This window comes from Roseburia hominis (assembly GCA_040702975.1).
Taxonomy (GTDB): Bacteria; Bacillota; Clostridia; order Lachnospirales; family Lachnospiraceae; genus Allocoprococcus; species Allocoprococcus hominis_A.
This window is the reverse complement of record CP159990.1, coordinates 465,859-485,933: the sequence shown is the minus strand read 5'-3', so window position 1 is coordinate 485,933 and position 20,075 is coordinate 465,859. Positions and strand designations below refer to the sequence as shown.

General features: G+C 44.0%; 16 protein-coding genes, 2 pseudogenes and 1 riboswitch. Of the genes and pseudogenes, 4 read left to right on the top strand and 14 right to left on the bottom strand.

Features of this window, described 5'->3' with window-relative positions:
• Positions 1-58: 58 nt before the first annotated feature.
• Positions 59-1,783, bottom strand: coding sequence for an AAA family ATPase (locus ABXS75_02160; GenBank protein ID XCP85630.1), 1,725 nt, complete (start codon positions 1,781-1,783; stop codon positions 59-61).
• A 417-nt stretch (positions 1,784-2,200) separates the two neighbouring features.
• Between ABXS75_02160 and ABXS75_02155 the strand changes: the two genes are divergently transcribed.
• On the top strand, positions 2,201-2,989 hold the full coding sequence (locus tag ABXS75_02155; protein XCP85629.1) for an MmcQ/YjbR family DNA-binding protein: 789 nt from the start codon (positions 2,201-2,203) through the stop codon (positions 2,987-2,989).
• Between the two features lie 9 nt (positions 2,990-2,998).
• Here ABXS75_02155 and ABXS75_02150 read toward each other — a convergent pair whose 3' ends face one another.
• The 5 genes and pseudogenes from ABXS75_02150 to ABXS75_02130 form a co-directional block, all read right to left on the bottom strand.
• Positions 2,999-4,471, bottom strand: coding sequence for an IS1182 family transposase (locus ABXS75_02150; GenBank protein XCP85628.1), 1,473 nt, complete (start codon positions 4,469-4,471; stop codon positions 2,999-3,001).
• A 460-nt stretch (positions 4,472-4,931) separates the two neighbouring features.
• A pseudogene (locus ABXS75_02145) lies at positions 4,932-5,051 on the bottom strand (cysteine-rich KTR domain-containing protein).
• Positions 5,044-5,514 carry a DUF3021 domain-containing protein gene (locus ABXS75_02140; protein ID XCP85627.1) on the bottom strand — a complete coding sequence of 157 codons (471 nt, stop codon included), beginning with the start codon at positions 5,512-5,514 and terminating at the stop codon, positions 5,044-5,046. Before ABXS75_02140 ends, ABXS75_02145 begins: the two are co-directional and overlap by 8 nt.
• 10 nt (positions 5,515-5,524) lie before the next feature.
• Complete coding sequence (locus tag ABXS75_02135) at positions 5,525-5,965, bottom strand: LytTR family DNA-binding domain-containing protein (protein XCP85626.1); 441 nt, start codon at positions 5,963-5,965, stop codon at positions 5,525-5,527.
• A 140-nt stretch (positions 5,966-6,105) separates the two neighbouring features.
• Positions 6,106-6,416, bottom strand: a pseudogene (locus ABXS75_02130) (TnpV protein).
• A 531-nt stretch (positions 6,417-6,947) separates the two neighbouring features.
• Here ABXS75_02130 and ABXS75_02125 point away from each other — a divergent pair.
• Positions 6,948-7,295 carry a helix-turn-helix transcriptional regulator gene (locus ABXS75_02125; GenBank protein ID XCP85625.1) on the top strand — a complete coding sequence of 116 codons (348 nt, stop codon included), beginning with the start codon at positions 6,948-6,950 and terminating at the stop codon, positions 7,293-7,295.
• Positions 7,282-8,646, top strand: coding sequence for a DUF4097 family beta strand repeat-containing protein (locus ABXS75_02120; GenBank protein ID XCP85624.1), 1,365 nt, complete (start codon positions 7,282-7,284; stop codon positions 8,644-8,646). The genes ABXS75_02125 and ABXS75_02120 overlap by 14 nt, the downstream gene beginning before the upstream one ends.
• 281 nt (positions 8,647-8,927) lie before the next feature.
• Here the strand turns inward: ABXS75_02120 and ABXS75_02115 are convergent, their stop codons facing one another.
• Positions 8,928-10,919, bottom strand: a complete 1,992-nt coding sequence (locus ABXS75_02115; GenBank protein XCP85623.1) for a beta-propeller domain-containing protein — start codon at positions 10,917-10,919, stop codon at positions 8,928-8,930.
• Positions 10,916-11,506: an RNA polymerase sigma factor gene (locus ABXS75_02110; GenBank protein ID XCP85622.1), complete on the bottom strand. Its 591-nt coding sequence runs from the start codon at positions 11,504-11,506 to the stop codon at positions 10,916-10,918. The genes ABXS75_02115 and ABXS75_02110 overlap by 4 nt, the downstream gene beginning before the upstream one ends.
• 304 nt (positions 11,507-11,810) lie before the next feature.
• Between ABXS75_02110 and ABXS75_02105 the strand changes: the two genes are divergently transcribed.
• Positions 11,811-12,038, top strand: a complete 228-nt coding sequence (locus tag ABXS75_02105) for a hypothetical protein (GenBank protein ID XCP85621.1) — start codon at positions 11,811-11,813, stop codon at positions 12,036-12,038.
• 140 nt (positions 12,039-12,178) lie between these two features.
• On the opposite strand, the gene ABXS75_02100 is transcribed toward ABXS75_02105, so the two are convergent.
• The 6 genes from ABXS75_02100 to ABXS75_02075 all read right to left on the bottom strand — a co-directional run bounded on the left by ABXS75_02100 (position 12,179) and on the right by ABXS75_02075 (position 20,023).
• On the bottom strand, positions 12,179-12,844 hold the full coding sequence (locus ABXS75_02100) for an energy-coupled thiamine transporter ThiT (protein XCP85620.1): 666 nt from the start codon (positions 12,842-12,844) through the stop codon (positions 12,179-12,181).
• 47 nt (positions 12,845-12,891) lie between these two features.
• Positions 12,892-13,000: riboswitch (TPP riboswitch) on the bottom strand.
• Between the two features lie 184 nt (positions 13,001-13,184).
• Positions 13,185-15,494: a hydratase gene (locus ABXS75_02095; GenBank protein XCP85619.1), complete on the bottom strand. Its 2,310-nt coding sequence runs from the start codon at positions 15,492-15,494 to the stop codon at positions 13,185-13,187.
• A 38-nt stretch (positions 15,495-15,532) separates the two neighbouring features.
• Positions 15,533-16,639, bottom strand: a complete 1,107-nt coding sequence (locus tag ABXS75_02090) for a helix-turn-helix domain-containing protein (GenBank protein XCP85618.1) — start codon at positions 16,637-16,639, stop codon at positions 15,533-15,535.
• Between the two features lie 197 nt (positions 16,640-16,836).
• Complete coding sequence (locus ABXS75_02085; GenBank protein ID XCP85617.1) at positions 16,837-18,417, bottom strand: glucose-6-phosphate isomerase; 1,581 nt, start codon at positions 18,415-18,417, stop codon at positions 16,837-16,839.
• 120 nt (positions 18,418-18,537) lie between these two features.
• Entirely contained in the window at positions 18,538-19,584 is a 1,047-nt protein-coding gene (locus tag ABXS75_02080) for a type II TA system antitoxin MqsA family protein (GenBank protein XCP85616.1), read from the bottom strand.
• A gap of 25 nt (positions 19,585-19,609) precedes the next feature.
• A complete protein-coding gene (locus ABXS75_02075; protein XCP85615.1) occupies positions 19,610-20,023 on the bottom strand; it encodes a hypothetical protein in 414 nt (137 codons plus the stop codon).
• Positions 20,024-20,075: the final 52 nt, after the last annotated feature.

The following is a 20,075-nucleotide window of genomic DNA, read 5'->3' as shown; positions in this document are numbered from 1 at the left end:
GCCCTCTGTCCAGCCAAACAAGCTGTTCAGAAGGCTTTATTATCTGCAAACTTTTATCTTATTTGTATCCGGGACTTTGCTGCAGACTATAATCAGAGTCTGCAAGAATAACCTTACATTTCTTTTTATAGAAGGCAATTCCGTATTTCAAAATTTGACTGACTCCTTCGCTGAGAAGTTCCTCCTCATCCCCCTTATATTCAATCTGTTCTACAGCTTCTCTACAGGCCGCATCCAGTCTGCCGTCCTTAGCATACTTTACTTCAAGTACAATGCCGGTTTCACCATCATCTGTCTCCACCAGGATATCGCTATACCCATCCCCGGACTCCTTATTGGAAGAGACACTCCACGTATCCTGAAAGCCCAATATCCCTAACAGAATACCATGGTAGAAATTCTCCTTCATCTGCTTTTTCACAAAGGTATCGCGAATACTGATCGTCCGCTTCAGATACTCGCCCAGCCGTTTTTCTACCGCCTCCGGTTCTCCGTTTTTTAATGCTTTGCAGAAATCTTTCAGAGCTTCCCCATTTTTAGGAACATTCTCTTTAAAGAATTCCATGATCTGTGTCGTAAAGATTTTCCTGATTTCAATATTGGGAATCACCAGATGAAAACTGTCTCCCTCGGGCTTTCCCCGCTGTGTAAGATAGCCTGTGGTAAACAGGACACTCCACAGATTATCAACAGAAGCATACATATCTTTATACGTCAGTTCCTGACGAATTTCCTTTGTGATCGCTTCACCGGCAACCAATTTCTCAATCTCACGTTTGAGAGCTCCTTTGTCCGCTTCCTGAACGAAACGCCTTACAGCCTCATTACCACTGGTATTCGACCAGTAATTCTTGGGCTGTGCATCATGGTCTGCCCGCAGAGCGTCACAATAGTTTATCACATCCCACGGGCAATATACCTGAACATTTCCAAACTGATAGCCGTCATACCATTCCTTCATCTCATCATAATGAGCAGATAACCCGTAATATTCCAGCATTTCTCTCACTTCCCCGTCTGTAAACCCGAAATATTCATCAAACTGCACCTCTGCTACAGACAGAACCTTTAAATTATTAAGCCCGGTAAAAATACTCTCTTTTGAGATATGCATACAGCCTGTCAATACTGCGAACTTAAGGCTATCGTTCGTTTTTAGTGCATGTTCAAACATATTCCGGAGAAATAACACCATCTGCTCGTAATATCCCCACTCAAATGCTTTTGCCAATGGTACATCATACTCATCAATCAGCAAGATTACTTTGCGTCTATGGTGCCGCTCAAGAAGCTCTGACAAAACTTTCAGACTGCTGCACAAAACAGCTTCACTCATGTCTGGCTCAAGCAGCGCAGAAAATGCTGCCTTGTCATAAGAAGTAAGGCACTCGCTTTCCAAAAGATACTGGAATCTCCTCGCCTCCCCGTTAATGACCTGAACCGCCATATCACACGCTTTCTCATAAGTCGCCGCATTGATGCCTTTCAAAGAAACCAATATCACAGGAAATTTTCCCATGTATTCTTCACACAGAGAAACTTCCTTCGAGATTTCCAGTTTGCTGAAAATTTCTTTATTTCCACCTAACTCAAAGAAATTTTTCAGCATACTCATATTCAATGACTTTCCAAATCTTCTGGGCCGTGTAAAAAGATTCACCTCTGCCCAGTGTTCAAGCAGTTCCTTGATGAGCTTTGTCTTATCCACATAATAAAAATCTTCTGTTTGTAATTTTTCAAAATTCTCTATGCCTATGGGAAGTTTCTTTTTCCTGACTTCCATTGAATCACACTCCTCGTTTAAATCCCTGCTCCTATGCGAGACACCTCGGCCACTTTTCTACTATTGCACAAAAACATTTCTTTCATAATATCAGAAATCCTATTTAAAGCCTACTCCTCTTTTCAAAAATACATTTCAGAGGTATAATGTCCACGAAAGCAATGAGCAGTGCCAAAGTATCCGGGAAGGAATCGGCTGCTTGCAGACATATTTCTTCCCAGATACTTTGATAGAGCGAAAGCCCGTGAACGAGCGAGCGTTCCGCTCGTGAGTTCGCACTGCGGATGTAACATATACAGCATTTTTTAGGGCAAATAAAAAAACATTGGTTTTAGAATAATTTATGCCGGATTTTCATGGTCTACAGCAGAAGAAGCCTACAAATCAACTCAAAAAATTGGCCCAAAAGCATGATGTATGATAATTGGAGGAATACATTTGATTGACATAGATAATATTTTCAAATATAAAGTTCCGGATAGGGAGAAACTCCTTGCGAATGGCTTCGTATATGCTGACAGAGTATACACAAAGGATGTGTTTATTATGCGAAAACAGTTTGTTGTTCAAATATCTGTGACAGATACAGGAGCTGTACATTTTAAGGTTTTCGATACAGAAACCAATGAAGAATATGTTCTTGTTCATGTTCCAGGTGCCAGGGGCGCATTTGTCGGCGATGTCCGAAAGGCTTGTGAAAAAGTGCTCATTGAGGTTTCAAACAAATGTTTTCATACAGAACTTCTCAGAGCAGAACAAACCAGAAGAATTGTTGAATTCATCAAGGAAAACTATGGTGCAGAGCCTGAGTTTCTTTGGGAAAAATACCCTAATTATGCGGCATTCCGAAACAGGGAAAATGAAAAATGGTTTGCTGTCATCATGACGATAGACAGATCGAAACTCGGCCTGCCAGGGCATGGAAATATTGAAATTATCGACTTAAAAGATATTCCGGATAATGTGGAACAGCGTATTGATGAAAATGTTTTCTTTAAGGCATATCATATGAACAAAAAACACTGGTACACCATTTGCCTGGACGGAAGTGTTTCAGATGAACAAATCAAAAATTTATCTATGACTCTCCCTGAAAACGCTGTATTTTCAAGGGCACTGAAAAACTTCCATTTTTTAAGTGGGAGTTTTTCTTTTATGACAATTTTTCGTGATTTTCAGTTCTTTTTCGATAAGATTACAGAATAATGCTATGGTTTAAGCCATAGCCAATTCCTGTAATCTTACTATCCTTTTTACATTTGCTGTAAATGCGGTAAAATACATTTGAACATGCATAGCAAATAACCCTCTTGAATCTGCTCTGCGCAAACCGTGGGCTTCTTTTAATTCTCCATTCTTTTCTTCTATCCTATGCCGGATTTTCATTCTCTCTTGGAAGTATTCACTTTCTTCAAATTTAAGCCTTTCCATGTTTTTCGCGCTTGCCTGCGTGATACTGTAACTTCGTTCTTTTGAGTTTGATTTTCCTACACGGCAGTTTTCTCTTTGCGGGCATTTCCGGCACTTAACTTTGCTAAATATATATCTTAAATAGGTGTTCCCGTTTTTGGCAGCTCTCTTTTCCACTCGCATGGAAAGCTCTCCGGCAGGACATTGCAGCAACCCTGCATCTTTATTGAAACAGAACCCCTCCGCAAGGTTTCCGTTTGCAGCCGCCGCTACAGCTGTATTTGTTCGGGCAATCAGTGCAATCTCTTTTCCGCATACTTCCAGATTATCATCACTGACATAAGCCATATCTCCGATAACTTCTGTTACTTTTATTCCATTTTTCTGTGCTTTTTCTATCAGTTTCGGCAATTCCTGACCATCCGGTGCTCCTCCATCTGTTACACTTATCCCAGCAATCAGACGGCCTTCTGTCATTGCGAGATGATTCTTATACCCATAAAACGTACTGGTCGCCGTTTTGTGCCCAAACCGTGCATCTTTATCATCTTTGGAACGGATCTCTCTGATCTCTTCGTTCTCAAGCAGTTCTTTCATCTCTTTAGAGATTTTCTGTATCTTTTGATTTTCACAGGTTTCTATCCCTTCCTCCAGAACCTGGAGCAGTTCCTTCGTATAGGCGATCTCTTCGTCCAATCCTGCTTCCAAAGATGGTTTCTCTGGAAATCTTTCTGATAATTCAAAAGCATTTTTATAAATCTCTTTCCGAAGTTGTTTACTCATATCCCTCAGGATTTGTGTGGGGGATTTCGCTCGGACGGATGCAGTTGTGTGGGTAGAATCCACGATAATCGTTCCCGATTTGATTAGACCTTTGTCCAGAGCCTGCTGGATTGTTTCTTTCAGCATTTCCTCCAGAATATCTTCCGTGATGCGGGTCTTTCTGAATTTCGTCAGAAGACTGGGATCTATCATTTTTTCTTCTGGTTCCAGATCCAGAAAAAATTTATATGCCATGTCTGTCTGAGCACTACTGATCAGGGTTTCATCGGACAGATCGTACAGCTTTTTCAGAAAAAGCAGTTTAAACATCATCTCCGGTTCTTTCGCCGGCCGCCCGAAATTTTCACAATAGTGTTTACGGAGCATTGGATTTACAAAACTAAAATCTATATTTTCTTTAATTCTACGCAAAAGATGATTTGCTGGAATGATTGCATCATAAATCCCCTGATAGGGTGATAATGAAAGTTTCAACTGTGAATGGTCTTTCAACATGGCAGAACCTCCTTCCTCATGATTCTATTATAATGGATACATTAAAAAAGCCCAATTCTTTTTTAGAATCAGACTTTTTCAGTGCCCTTTATTTTCAAGGCATTTCGCCTGTTTTGTGTTCCAACCTTATGTATTTTCCCTTGTTTTTGCCCTTACGAGCCGGGACAAGGGAAATTTAGTTATCTGAACACAAAGTACTTTTCCGGCGGGTAATAAGCCATCGGCGTTTGAGAGCGAAATACACCCATTGTACAAACCAGCGCTTTGTGCAATGGGTATTCGCCCCTACCTACGATGTATTGCCCGAAAGGGAGAGCGTCCGAAACAGGCTCAGACAGTTGCAGGAGCAAGGCAGGCAGCAGATAGCACGAAGGAAATCCTTTGACAGAGACAGCCGATAGGCGAAGAAAAACCGCCGCTATGGTTTTACCCATACACGGCGGCATACATATAGAGATTAGGTTTCCTGCTTACATTTCGGACAGTAGAGAGGATAATTCTTTAAGACTGTATCTTCCCGCAGTCTGTCACGGGCTTTATTGCCGCAAACTGGGCAAAGAATCCATTCACCCTTATTCATCCTTGCTACCTTTTACATTATGCAGGTTTTTATTCATTTTTCTTACATTATGCTTTCCGATCACAAATTGTATAATCCAAATAAAAGCAAATATGAAAGCAAAAATCCCAAAATAGCTGAAAACCCCGACAATGCTATGCTCCATCCAGTACGCAAAATATGCAATCGGCAACATTATTACAGAAATAATAATAAAGTAAATTCCAGTTTGCTTTATGATACTCCAATTTTCTATTTCCCATATTACTGAACTTGCCGCAAAACCAGTACCCAATAATCCGCAGAGAAGCGCCTGTAAAACAACTGCATTGATTTCGTTTCCCATTGCGGAGATTAGTTCAGGTACACAAGGCGAATAATATCCATTCGCCCAACCAAGAGAAATGAATATAGTGATTAAATATCCGATAGCAATTCCAATAGGAAATCCCAAAATACTGCGCAAGACTATTTTCTTTTTCATTTTTCTCACCTCATATTCCTAATATTTTTTTGAGTTTTGAAACATAGCGTCTGGATACATATGTTATTGTACCGTTTGCTAATTTAACGCAAATTGTGCCTGTAAAGCTCAAGTCAAAGTTATTGACCTTTTTCAGATTAATGATTTCTGAATTGGAGATACGGACAAACTGATGGGGTGGCAACCGTTCCTCTATTTCGTATAGCCGAAGGCGCAGTGCGTATTCGCCTTTATGGGTAACGGCAAAAACTTTTCCAGAGCTTGCATAAATCCGAATCAAATCTGCCTGTTCTATAACTTCAATTTTATTATCCTTGCTTCCTGAAATAATCTGCGGCGCCTGATCTGATAACTTGTTCAATATGATATTAACATCTTCCGTCATAGAAGCAGTCAATATAATTACTTTAGGCTCAATATATGAGCTGTCTATTTTTACTTCGAGCTGCATTTGAAATTCCTCCTCTCTGTGACAATATTATATGAAAAACCAATGTTGCTTTCAATAAGATTCCAACAGTCGGTTGATTTCTAAACACAAGTGGTCAAAATTGAATATGGTGGCAGAGACTTCTCCCTGTCACCAGTCTGTTATGTGTATATAATTTCTTTTTCCGCTATCTCCATTGTACACGTCCGCATATTATTGAGCCATACAACCCATTCTAAAGCATTTTCTGCCTTTAACTGTTCCGTAATACCCTGCGCCTGCTGGTCTATCTCTGCAAGATGAGTGTTGTGTAGGTCGCTTTTCTATGCTCTTTCAGGTAGCGTTTGTGTCGCTGTCCCCATATCCCGATAGGCTTTTCTTCTTCGGGTGGTAAGGTAAGACACGGCAGATAATATTCGCCTTGCAGCTCATACCAAAGACCGTTGCTTTCGTCATAAATGTACTTGTCCATCTTGAAATCCTCCAGTATAATATATTCGCACATATGCCACAGTTTCCCGATTGCCACTTGCTGTTATAACTTGTTATCAGATTTTTCTTCCCTTGTTTTTGCCCATATGAGGCGGCGAAGGAAGCATAAGCACAAGCGAAATCGTATAAAGGGAAAAGGCGGACACATTGCAATAAATCCTTTATTTTCAAGCGTTTTGGAGGATTTTATTAAAGCCCTATGAGGGGCCGTAACCACTTATGAAATCGTGGTTTTCAAATCAATATTTAATAAACGCGAGTTATAAATTGGTAGAAGGTTAGAACAAAAAGACAGTTCCGGTTTTACAGAACCGACTATCAAATTCTTTGTCTCCATATTTTCTTTGCTTATCGAAATTCTTTATATTGATATACCTTGACAGGCGAGGTATATCATGTTAAAATGACCCCAGAAATGAAAGCAACCGAGCAGAAGGTCCACCGCACCTTCACTTAGGTATGCCTGACAGCTCAAAAATATTTAGATAATCCATGAAAGGAGGAACAGATTTTGTCAATTTCATCAGATACCCTGCGCGGCTATACCGACACAATCATTCTCACCCAATTGATGGCAAAAGACAGCTACGGCTATGAGATCAATAAGAGTGTCCAGCAGCGTACCGGCGGAAAATACGAATTTAAAGAGGCGACCCTCTATACAGCATTTAAACGTCTGAGTCAAAATGGCCTCATCACATCCTATTGGGGCGAAGAGGGGACCGGGGCCAGACGGCGTTATTATAAGATTACTGAAGAAGGAAAAAGGCAGTGGGAGGAACACCACCGCAAGTGGCAGGAAACCCGCGGGCTTTTAGACGCATTGCTTACAGTGGAGGTAGATTATGAATCGAATTGAGACAAAGATTATCATTATGGTAACAAACCAACTGGCAGCCGCGAAGGACAGCGATGCCAAGACAGAGATGATTGAAGAATTAAGCGAGAACCTGTACCAGCGCTATCTGGAACTGACGCAACAGGGCATGCCGGAAGACACAGCGCTCACAACAACAATGGAAAGCTTAGGAGATGTAGAAGAACTGCTCGCCTTTTTACGCGAGACAGAGACTGATACACAAGAAAATATATGCGCTGAAAATGCATATGGCGAAAATACACGCGAAGAAACCAGTGAAGAACAGACCGACTCTGACCAGGATGAAACCCACCGCGAGAACTGGACCTCCGAATTCAAAAAAGATCTGGGAAGCGGAATCGACGCTTTTGTAAACATCGCACAGGCAACCGCAAAAGTTGCCCATACGACAGTAAAAGCCACTGCCGATTGTGCACGGGATGTGGCAAAAGAAGTATCTGAACAGTGGAAAGAACGTTACCCGGACGGCGTATTTTCCCAATATGAAACGCCAAAAGGGGAAAAAGTAGACTGCACCGCCGTCCAGGTGACGGATACCCTCCATTCTCTGGACATCCGTCTGATGAACGGCGACCTTACTCTCCGCCTTGAAAACGCCGAAGACACCTTACTCAAAGTAGAAGGCGACACCCAGGAAGTAGAGACCTTCCTGCGCGAAGACGGAGTATTATCCATTGTCCAGGAAAACACAGCCAGCGCCTCCTTCTTCTTCCTGCGCGGTATGCGCCGATGCGACATCATAGTTACAATACCAAAGAAAATGTGGAACCAAATCAAAATTTCCACAACAAACGGAGATGTCCAGATAGAAGACGGCCTTGAATGCAGAGAACTGCACTTAAGTACAGCCAGCGGCGACCTCCAAATCGGAGATTTGCTCTGCGACCAGGTAACCTGCTATTCCGGCAGTGGCGATTTGGACCTGAAAAATCTGACCGGCAACCTATATGCGACGACCAAAAGCGGCGACGCATCCGTACAAGGCCATCTGGGACGCTGCGAACTCCGCTCCACCAGCGGAGACGTAGAATTTCACGGAGAAAGCCAGGAAATCAAGTGCTCCAGCACCAGCGGAGACGTAGAGATCGACTTAGAAAACATACCGCCAAGCGTCAATCTCATCTCAACCTCCGGAGATTGCGAAGTAAGAATCCCCTGGTCAGACAATATGCACATTAACTACCGAACCGTCAGCGGAGATTTCACAACAAACCTCCCCCTGACAACCAACATGACAAAACGCCGGGGCGAAATGACCCTAGGCAACGGCTCCGACTCCCAAATCCAAATATCCAGCACCAGCGGAGACATCGAAATCTATGTAAAGTAGAAATAATACACTAAATAATTTAAGAGATTTATAAATCTCCCTCTCGACAATCGCCAACATTTCCCGTCTTGTAGGGAGTGAGGCGGGAGCCGGAAGGTGGTTCTGCTGAGGTTAAGTGTAGGAGCCGGAGAATCCGTCCCTCAAACTCTTAGAGCCCGAGACAGGAGGCCCACTGGCCGACTGTTTCGGACTCTTAGAGTTTGGTGGACTAGTCGCAGGCTCCGAAACGTCGAAGCAGAACCACCTTCCGGCTCCCGACACACGGTCTACAACCAAATCCCCTACAACAAAATATCATCAACCTTCTCAAAACTCCCCAACCGATAACTTTCCACTGCATTCCCTTTCACCACATACAATTTATCCTCAATATACACCCCTCTGGTCACCAGCCAGGAATTCCCGTTCACTTCCTCTTTCATGTCCAGATTAAAGCCATTCGTCTTATCATAACTGAACACATAATACATCTCCCTGTCAGCACTGACCGAAAATCCAATCAAATTCTTGTCATAGTCGATAAGAGCTGCCCGGTAATCATTGAACACATCAGAATAATAGGCCTCCTCAATCGTATATTTCTGAACCTCCTTTACATCCGTCGGATCCGTAATATCAAACATGGATATTTTCATCCCGTTCGTCACTCCGCTCTTCTCATCGGTATCCATTCCAATTCCAAGAAGCTGATTTTCCCCGAAGAAATGAAGATACTCGGAGAATCCCGGAATCTTAAGACTTCCAATAATCTTCGGGCTCGTCGGATCGGAGAAATCCACGGTAAACAGCGGGTCTGTCTCACGATAAGTCACAAAATAACCGATATCTCCGAAAAGTCTCGCAGAATAAACACGTTCATCTTTTGCAAGATTTTTAATCTTTCCTATAATTCTCAGATCCTTATCCAGTACAAATACCGCATTGCTCGTAGTCTCTACCCCGTCAATCGTCGTGATCACGCGCAGATTCCCTTCATATTCATCAATGCTAAAGCTGTCGTTTAACCTTCCGTCTACCTTCGTCTGCGCCACGCCCTCCAGCTTTCCATCTTTATAGGAAATCTTCCGGAGAATCGTTCTGCCGATATTCGACAATTCATTTCTGGCAAGGGAATTACTCCAGGTATTCTCATAAATGTAGATATTCTCGGGACTTACATACAGTTCACCATATTCTGACAAAACCGCTTTCTGATCGACTACCTTGGTCGGATCATTGATGTTAACTGACGACACCACCAGATACTGATTCGCCGAATGGATTGGCGGCAGGTAAATATCCTTATCTTCCACGAGCTTGTTGTCCACGTAAGGAATATAATTCTCCGGTGAACCTACATCAGAAGTATCATATATATAATAATTACTGAACAGATACAGGTAATCGCCCACATATCGAGAACTTTGATAATATCCGCTCTGGGTTATACGCGCCGTAAGCTCAGGATTTGTTATATCAGAAACGTCAAAGGTCTCAAGCTGTGTTAGATCCCCGTAATACAATTCATTTCCGTCCTTATCAAAACGGGTAATATTCGTGGTGGAAAGCACGAATACCTGCTTCCCGTTCACATAGAATTCCGTAATCTGCCCCTGATCGCCCGACTCGATGATTCCCACCTTTTTCATCGTGTCCGTTGTGGTATCGACTATCGCGATTTCCCTTGCATTATCCTGAAGCGTATACAAATATTTTCCATCCGTCTTTACGATATCTGCCTCGCCGACTCCTTCCGTCCGCACATTCGTATCGGAGAATCCGCCGGCTGCGGTATTGCTCATTGAGTCCACGCCCGTACCCAAATCCTGTACTGATTCTGTTTTTGCCATATCGACTTCGGCCCCAGCACTCGTTTTTTCTTCGCTGTCCGGCCTGACTCCCAAGAACTCTGCGATCCCCGAGCTTGATGAATTCGCTTCATCCATACTCTTCTGGTATTCTTCAAAATATTCGCGTACCTCATCATAGCTCCCGGCTGATGCAATCTGGCTCTTGATCTTAAGTTCATCTTTCTCTGTACCCGAATTCACTTCTGTTCCCACGGAACGGGACACTCCTGCATAAATCACCCCCGCCACCAAAACAGCGCAGGCAGCCGCAAGTCCGAGAACTGTTCTGCGTTTCTTTTTCAACTTTAACATTTCCCCCTTCTTCTTTTCTTCCACTTCCAGCAGCATCTTCTCAATATTCTCCGGGCGCAAACTTTCCGGCACCACAATTTCTTCCCCTGCCTGACTAAGCGCCTCCAGAACCTTTTTTTCCATTTCTGTCATAACGCCACCTCCTTTAATACAAGACTCATTTTTTCAAGCGCACGCTTTCGCTTTGACCTCACCGTACTTGCATTCATCTGGAACATTTCCCCAATCTCTTTGCTGTTATACCCGCCGAATACGGAGAGTGATACGATAAACTGCTCTTCCTCGCTGAGGATGAAAAATGCCTTTCTCACGTCCTCGCGCAACCCGTCTGCCACCGCATTTTCCATCGGTTTGCCGCTTAAGTCCGCCTGGGGCTCTGCCACGCCCTGCATTTCTTCTCCCCTCGCATTCTTTATCGCTTCCGTTTCTGTTCCTTCTGCAGTATCGTCACTTCTAACCGCCTCTTCCTGATAAAGTTGTACTTCTTTTCTGTCAGCACTTCTTAACTTCTTCTTGCAGACATTTGCCAGAATCTGAAAAATCCAGGACTTAAATGCCTCCTCTTTGCGCAACTTATGTATATTTTCATAAGCAGAAAGTACTGCTTCGCTCACCGCATCCTCTGCATCCTGCTGGTGACGCATCATACAGAGTGCAAACCGATATAAATCTTTGTAAACTAATTTGTATCGATCTGTAAATGACCATATATCCATCATGAAACCACCCTCCTCCCTTTCCGAAGACGTCTTCTATATATTAGAGTCAATTTTGTTCCCAAGTGTTGCATATTTGTAAAAAATTTTTCCCGTAGGAAAAACTGATAGCTAAATATAACACAGTTCCGCGATGCCGGCAAGTGCGAATTGCCTTTTAGCGAAGTTTTAGAATTGATTTTTGATAGGTATGACAAAAATAGATGCCTGGACACATCAAAAAAGATTTCACCAACCCGGTAACTATGATAGAATGAAAATATCCAAAATGATGCACTTTACACACCTTTAAAACGGGAGGGAATTCATGATGAAGAAATTATACGATATATTAAGAATATTCCAATGGGGTTTCATCGGTACTTTTATAGGAAAGAGTCTTTATCAATATTGGGACTATAAATCGCATCCTGCCCTCTACGCAGCGCAGTCCGCACCATGGTATCTGAGTATTAAAATACACGGGATATTTACAGCAATCATTGTTGCAGTAATTTTAATCGTAAGATGGCTTATCAAAAGGAAAATGAAATAGAACATAGGGCGAAAATCTTTCAGAGTAATCCGCTTCATTGCATCAGCCGTTTTCCTCTTCACCTATCAAAAACAGGGGCTCGTTCCATTAATTCGAAACGTCCCCTGTTATTTATTCATTATTTTCCCATCAGCATGTTCCTATTCCATCGCCAGCTTCTTCACCTGATTCAGCCCTTTTGCCACCGCCGGAATAGAAATAATGATAATTGTAATCGCCGCTTCCGCAAGCAGAAAACTATAATTATACGCAATCGGATACACACTCTTTAACGCCTTCGGAAAATTCTCCGGCATATAGTCCATCCAGTACAGGTATCCTCCCAATGCGTGGAACGCCCCCCTTGCAATCACCGCTGCAATATAGCCTTTGAGAAGCCCGCTCTTGCTCTTTGCGAAGAAACCTGCCACGCCAAGCGCCGCGAACGCTAAGACATAATCGCAGCATATCTGGAAAAAGGAAAGCACATACGGTTCCTGGATAAACTGAAGAATTCCATACGCAAGTCCGACCAGAATCCCGGTCTGTACTCCGTACCAGTTTGCCACAAGTACGATGAACAACATACTGCAAAGGGTAACACTTCCGCCCCACGGCATCTGGAAAATCTTAATATAAGACGTCACAAAAGCCAGCGCTACCGATGCAGCACAGAACACAAGCTGCCTGGTTGTCATCTTATTCTTACTGCTGCTCTTTCCGGCAAATACCAGCGCAAGAGCAAAAAGCAGTATTCCCGCAATAATGCACACCGCATATCCGGCAGTCGTCAAAGAACCTTCTCCAGTTACTAAAAAATCAAACATAAAAAACCCTCCTTGTCTTTGTCATATACATGGTAACAAAAAGGGCTTTTTCTATAACATAACGCATCCCTACGTTGGCATTATCCAAATCAGGTTATGGGTCGAAGTTTCCAACTTCCTCTCAGCCTGTCAAAACAAGCTCCCCTTGTTATCCATTTTGTATTCTGATGCCTGCACTTTAAACATCTCTCCTGCTTTAAATAAAACTGGCATCCTGTTCTTTTCCTGAACAAATCTATCATAGCCGCATAATCCGTAAATGTCAAGTTCTTTATTATTTTCCTGACATCGTGGAAATGATATAACTGATTCATCCTCTGCTCTATTCAGAATCTTTCTTCTAACCTCTATAATAATTAATCAGGCAGCCTTTCAAAATAATCTCCCGCTCCGCGTCCGTCAGATCACCAAGCCTTAACGAGATCTCCTTTAACTCGTCCCCGACCACATAGGCCTTAATCACAGTAGCCTTTTCCTCTACCGCTTTTCTTACATCCGGAACGAAAATGTAATCTCCGTTCTTAAAGGAAAGCGCCGTATGCTCCTCATCCGTGATAAACGGGAGCATACCCCAGTTGATCAGGTTGGAACGATATCGTTTGGTCGCATACTCATTTGCAATATTCGCCCATCCGCCAAGCACCTTCTGGCAGGAAGCCGCCTGCTCTCTTGCGGAGCCATCGCCCGGCTTCACAGCGAAAATGGTACTTCCAAATCCGATATTGTCCGCTAGCTTGCCGTCATGGAAATCCTTGTCAGGAAACGCCGCCTTAATTGCCTTCATGACCGGCGCTGCCTCAGATAGCGCTTCCACAGGGCACTCACCAGCTTCGATCGCTTTCTGTGCTTTCTGTACTTCTTTCGCGCGTCCCACATAGGCCGGGTCCTTTCTGGACAGTGCAAATTCTGCAAGTCCAAGCGGATTGGAACGATAGGAAGAGGTCTCTCCTGACGGAATCAGTTCATCCGTCGTCGTTACCGGATCGTGAATCTCGGAAACCACTTTCAGTACCAGATTCTCCGGCAGAGCGCTCATCGCCGGCCAGTCCTTGATATTTGGTCCGAATTTGATCTCCACACCCGGATCTGCCACGCCATGGCTGTCAAATACACGGTTCGCATAAATATTTTTATCGAAATGATAGGTCGGATTCCTGAATTCCACGTCCATGTCGGTCGCCGGGGTCAAAAATCCCTTATTTGCAGCCGTCGCAGCAATGGAACGTGCGTCCATCAGTGCGACGGAAGCAATCTGTCCGCTCTGCAGCTTACTTCCTTCACGGTTCGGGAAGTTTCTGGTCGAATGGCGAATAGAAAATGCATTGTTTGCCGGAGTATCTCCCGCACCGAAGCAAGGTCCGCAAAACGCCGTCTTCACGATCGTGCCTGCTGCCATAAGATCAGCGACCGCGCCATTTTTCACCAGTTCCATATAAATCGGCGTACTTGCCGGGTAAACACTGAATGTAAATTCGTCGGAGCCGATATATTTTCCGCGGATAATGTCTGCTGCCGCGCAGATATTTTCAAATCCGCCGCCCGCACAGCCTGCGATAATTCCCTGATCCACATACAACCTGCCGTTTACGATTTTACTTTGAAGGGAATATTCGACCGCACCATCAAGGCTCACCAGAGCGCGCTGCTCCACATCATGCAGCACGTCCGCAAGATTTGCGTTCACATCCTCGATCGTGTAAACATTCGACGGATGGAAGGGCATTGCGATCATCGGCTTAATCTCACTTAAGTTGACATAGACCATGCCGTCATAGTAGGCCACCGCGCCCGGGTTAAGCTCCTTATATTCTTCCACTCTTCCATGAATATCGTAGAATTCCCTGATCTTCTCGTCCGTTTTCCAGATAGACGACAGGCAGGTCGTCTCCGTCGTCATAACGTCGATTCCGATACGGAAATCTGCGCTCAGCTTCTCCACGCCCGGTCCCACGAATTCCATCACTTTATTGTTTACATAGCCATTTCCAAATGTCGCACCGATGATGGCAAGCGCCACGTCCTGAGGACCTACCCCTTTCATCGGCTCTCCGTCCAGGTAAATACCGACAACCCCCGGCATCTTGATATCATAGGTCTTATTTAGAAGCTGTTTTACAAGCTCCGGTCCGCCCTCGCCCATCGCCATCGTGCCAAGAGCGCCATAGCGGGTGTGGCTGTCGGAGCCAAGGATCATTTTCCCGCCGCCTGCTAACATCTCTCTTGCGAACTGATGGATCACTGCCTGATGAGGTGGAACATACACGCCGCCGTACTTCTTTGCACAGGTCAGTCCAAACATGTGGTCATCTTCGTTGATCGTACCGCCAACCGCGCACAAGCTGTTGTGACAGTTCGTCAGTACATAGGGAATCGGGAATTTCGTAAGGCCTGACGCCCTTGCCGTCTGAATGATCCCGACAAATGTAATGTCGTGCGAGGTCAGCTTGTCGAACCTGATCTGCAGCCGCTCCATGTTTCCGGAAGTGTTGTGATCACGCAGAATACCATACGCCATGGTCTGCTGCGCAGCCGTCTGTTTTGTCGTCTCTACTCCTGTCTTTGCCCTGACTGCTTCCAGGGCGTCCGGTGCATCTGCAATAATCTCTGTTCCGTTTACCAGATAAGCACCGCCATCATATAATTTCACCATTTGTTCTGCTCCTTTCTGTCTGCCTGCTGCTCTTTATCCTATTGCTCCTCTGCTCGAAGAAATTTAATGTGATCCGCCACCATAAGTGCGATCTTGAACGTCAGAGCGTCCTCAAATATCCTTACGTCAAGCCCTGTCTGTTTCTGAATCTTCTCCAGCCTGTACACCAGTGTGTTCCGATGCACAAAAAGCTGACGCGCCGTCTCCGAAATATTCAGATTATTTTCAAAAAATTTGTCTACCGTTGACAGCGTCTCTTCCTCAAACTGGTCCACATTTTTCCCTTCAAATACTTCTTCCATAAACATCTCGCAAAGCGATAAGGGAAGTTGATGGATCAGCCGTCCGATACCTAATTCGTTGTAGCCGAAAATATTCTTCTCGGGATAAAATATTCTTCCTACATCGAGTGCCATCGCCGCTTCTTTATAGGATTGGGATACCCCTTTCAGCTCCGGCACCACCGTTCCGTAAGCGATGCGTACATTCATCATCGCCTCGGTATTTATCATATCCACCAGCATCTCTACTATGTGGTTGATTTCCTCGTAACCTTCTGTCTCTTCCAGTGATTTAATCAGGATCACATGCCTCTCATCCACCGCTGTTACATAGTCTCCACTGCCCGAAGTGTAAATTCCCCGGATCATATCAAGGACGATCGTATCTTCCGGGTTCTTCGGTTCAATTAAAATGACTGTCCGCTTTTTTTCGATGGGAATCATCAGCTTTCTGGCCTGATTATAAATGTCCACCAAAAGCAGATTGTCTAAAATCAGATTCTGCAGGAACCGGTTCTTATCCATTCTCTCCTTATTCATGCGGATCAGCGCCTCAAGCTGGCTGATACAGAGCCGTCCGCTCACGCGGGCGTCTACGGTTCCTCTATGCTCCATCACAAATATATAGACCGGGTCCAGCTCATCGCAGGCAGTAAAAAGTGCCAGTTCTGCGTCTATTTTCTGTATCTGCGGCCCGTATTCCCTGACATCAAGTATATAGTTTTTTACTTCCCGTTTTACCGCGGGCTTTTCTTCTCCCACCGCTGCCAGCATCAATCCTTCCATGCTCCAGATGGAACAATTACACCCTACGATATCTGCTATTTCATAAATCATTCTCTGCAAAACCTGATTTGCTAACACAATCTTATCCTCCTAACCTGCCGTGATGGGAATCTGCCAAACCGCCATCTGGTACAATGTTCGCCAAAAAACCAGGCCTGTTTGGCAACATAGGGGGAACGTCTGCACGTATTCCATCATACGCCCGAATCCCAAAACCGGATTCATATGGACATTCCCCCATCATGATTCTTATTTACAATTTTCTGAGTGGCCGCTTAGATATTCAGCAGATCACTGTATACCTTCAGTGCTCCGTCTGTCTCATGGGCAAGTACACGCTTCGCCAATACCTTGCCAAGCTGTACGCCCTCCTGATCGAAGCTGTTCAGATTCCAGACAAATCCCTGGAACATCACTTTATTTTCAAAATGTGATAACAAAGCTCCAAGGGCTTTCGGATCCAGCTTGTCGCCGATAATGATGCTTGACGGACGTCCGCCCTCGAAGTTCTTATTGCGGTTCTCATCTGCCTTGCCACATGCAAAAGCTACAATCTGAGCGGCAACATTTGCACACAGCTTCTGCTGGCTTGTACTGCCCTGGATCACAACATCATTTTCCATCTGGTTGTTTCTAAATCCAACGAACTGCAGCGGTACGATATCTGTTCCCTGGTGAAGGAGCTGGTAGAAGGAATGCTGTCCGTTCGTTCCCGGTTCTCCAAAGATGACCGGACCTGTTGCATAATTTACCGGCTCTCCGAAACGGTTCACTGACTTACCGTTGGACTCCATATCCAGCTGCTGCAGGTGTGCCGGGAAACGGCTGAGCGCCTGTGAGTACGGAAGGACTGCCGTGTTCTGGTAGCCTAATATGTTACGCTCGTAAACGCCGATCAAAGCATCTAACATTGCCGGATTCTTTAAGAGATCTTTCTCTTTTGCAAGCGCGTCTTCCTCTGCCGCACCGGTAAGGAACTGGTCGAACACCTCCGGTCCGAATGCAAGGGACAATACGGCTCCGCCTACTCCCGATGTGGAAGAATACCTTCCGCCGATGTAATCGTCCATAAAGAACGCCGCAAGATAATCCTCACTCTTTGCAAGCGGAGAGGTCTCGCTGGTGACAGCGATCATATGTTTAGAAGCATCTAATCCCGCTTTTGCCAAAGCGTCTTTTACGAAAGACTCATTGGTCAAAGTCTCCAGAGTCGTACCGGACTTTGAAACTAGTACGAAAATAGAATGCGCAAGATCGATCCTGCTCAAAACGCCCGACGCATCGTCCGGGTCAACATTACTGATGAATTCCGCTTTCATCTTCAGTGTGTCATTCACCTTTGCCCAGTTCTCCAGCGCCAGGTACATAGCACGCGGTCCAAGGTCGCTTCCGCCGATTCCGATCTGTACAACAGTCGTGAACTTCTCTCCTGCTGCGTTGGTAAGCTCACCGGCATGTACTTTATTCGCAAACTCAGCGATGTTCTTCTGCTGCTCTACATAGAAAGCCCGCTTGTCAACGCCGTCTGCGATGACCGCCTCACCTAACTGACCGCGGGTAAGCTGGTGAAGCACGAGACGCTTCTCGCCGGTATTGATCATCTCGCCGTTATACAGAGCTTCATACTTTTCTGTAAGCTGCGCTTCTTCTGCCAGCTTTGCGAGAGCAGCAAGTACGGCGTCGTCCACCGGTCTTGCTCCGTAGTTAAAGTTAAGTCCTGCTGCCATCGGAACGCTGTATTTCTTTACACGTTCTGCGCCGTTCTCTCCGGACATTGCCTCTGCCAGCTTCACACGCTCTACATTCTGGAGCTCTTCAAATGAAGTAAGTGTATCTAAGTTATTCCAATTAATCATATCTGTTGCCTCCTCATCATTACTATGCGCTTTGGTATTCTAAAGTGCCTTAATAGAGAGATTATACTATTAAACCGCAGGTAATTCAAGTAATGCGGGAAAATAGTTTCATTGTTGAGTTTATTCAAAACTTCTGATCTCTTTAGCAAGGCTAAATGGGATAATCGCACCATTTGAAGTTTCTTTATATGCTTTTTCTTCATGCATGTAGTCCACAATTTCAGACGCCTTATAATTCTTAAACTTCTTGATTACAGCATCAAGAATTTCTTTGTCCTCATCACTAAGAATCGAATAATCCGCAGCCTCGCTAGGATACACATGAAGCATGGAATCATAGTTATAACTTATTTCTTCTTTAATATTTAAGTTTTCTAGATTCATTAAACTATAATGTCCAACAGGAAGCGCTCCCATAGCCTCATGCCTATATACCAACCCCGTCATCGCTTTTCCGGTCCGCTTATAAGATAATACATCCGAATACCATAATGACTTCATAAGCTTCACTTTATATAAGTTCGACATAAATTCAGCCAAATAAGAAACCACTGCTTCTAATTTATCAATATCAAGTATTGCATAGCCATTAGAATCCGATGGCTCATCAAAGTCAGCATACTCACCTTCAAATGTCTGCCGTGTGAGAAATTCTTTTCCATAAGTATCTAATTCTTTAATGATTTGCTCTCTTACCCCTGTTCTTTTTGAAGCCGAAAATTTGCCGCCATTTTTTTTCAAAAATTCCAGTGCTTTTAAAGGATTATCCTTAATCAAACGAAGCATCACATCATACGCCTCATCTTGAATGGCCTTACTCTCATATCTCGAGATTGTCGCCTCTCCCCAGCCCAGCAATCTTGCCAAATCCACCTGGGATAATCCATAATTCTCACGAATTTCAATTATTTCATTTGAAGTAAGAAGCCCCTTCTTCCTCCGGTACGCATTGCGGGCATTCAGAAGATTTTCGTTCATCATGGCACCACTTTCAAATTCGTTTTCATCTTCAGTAGCATTTGCACAAAAATAGAATCTCTCTTCGTAAGTCACCTCTTCCCCTTTAATAACTGTATTTGTTATACGTTTCCTTTCCTCAATCTCGTGAACCTTATCACATAGTGGACATTCCATATGAACTTTTCTGATTAATGTAATAGCCTCCATTTTGGTTCCTCCCTTTTAATTCCCATCATGCATATGGAAATGACATTCTTTTCTCCGCATAATGGAAGGACACGCATAATACATGTCTTGTCTGCTTTCCTTTTACTTTCAATTTTATATAAATCTGTTTCCCATTAATGTCTTTCCCAAACACAAACAATAATGGGGGATTAAGATCATCTTTATCCACCAGCGTTTCCGAATATTCCCGGATTGTTAATTCTTTTAAACGTTCTGCCACATCACTGGCATCATAATCCAAATCTACTAAAGTATACCGCGTGGAATACTGTACTTTTTCACCCTTCTTTTTCGATTTAATAATTGTCAAATCATTATCTACATCAAACGTTTTACTATGAAGCGTATTCTTCAGGTCACTCAGAAATTCAATTACTTCTTTTTCCTTAGATTGAACACCTAACTTAATTATGCCCACCTCCGAATTATACTATCTTTTGATAGTATATCAGTTAATTGATAGTGCGTCA

Coding starts and splice junctions, on each gene's coding strand:
- ABXS75_02095 (XCP85619.1), bottom strand. CDS start 15,494: ATGGTGAAATTATATGATGGCGGTGCTTATCTGGTAAACGGAACAGAG.
- ABXS75_02140 (XCP85627.1), bottom strand. CDS start 5,514: ATGAAAAAGAAAATAGTCTTGCGCAGTATTTTGGGATTTCCTATTGGA.
- ABXS75_02105 (XCP85621.1), top strand. CDS start 11,811: ATGATGAAGAAATTATACGATATATTAAGAATATTCCAATGGGGTTTC.
- ABXS75_02110 (XCP85622.1), bottom strand. CDS start 11,506: ATGATGGATATATGGTCATTTACAGATCGATACAAATTAGTTTACAAA.
- ABXS75_02135 (XCP85626.1), bottom strand. CDS start 5,965: ATGCAGCTCGAAGTAAAAATAGACAGCTCATATATTGAGCCTAAAGTA.
- ABXS75_02160 (XCP85630.1), bottom strand. CDS start 1,783: ATGGAAGTCAGGAAAAAGAAACTTCCCATAGGCATAGAGAATTTTGAA.
- ABXS75_02115 (XCP85623.1), bottom strand. CDS start 10,919: ATGACAGAAATGGAAAAAAAGGTTCTGGAGGCGCTTAGTCAGGCAGGG.
- ABXS75_02085 (XCP85617.1), bottom strand. CDS start 18,417: ATGATTAATTGGAATAACTTAGATACACTTACTTCATTTGAAGAGCTC.
- ABXS75_02080 (XCP85616.1), bottom strand. CDS start 19,584: ATGGAGGCTATTACATTAATCAGAAAAGTTCATATGGAATGTCCACTA.
- ABXS75_02100 (XCP85620.1), bottom strand. CDS start 12,844: ATGTTTGATTTTTTAGTAACTGGAGAAGGTTCTTTGACGACTGCCGGA.
- ABXS75_02120 (XCP85624.1), top strand. CDS start 7,282: ATGAATCGAATTGAGACAAAGATTATCATTATGGTAACAAACCAACTG.
- ABXS75_02155 (XCP85629.1), top strand. CDS start 2,201: ATGATAATTGGAGGAATACATTTGATTGACATAGATAATATTTTCAAA.
- ABXS75_02150 (XCP85628.1), bottom strand. CDS start 4,471: ATGTTGAAAGACCATTCACAGTTGAAACTTTCATTATCACCCTATCAG.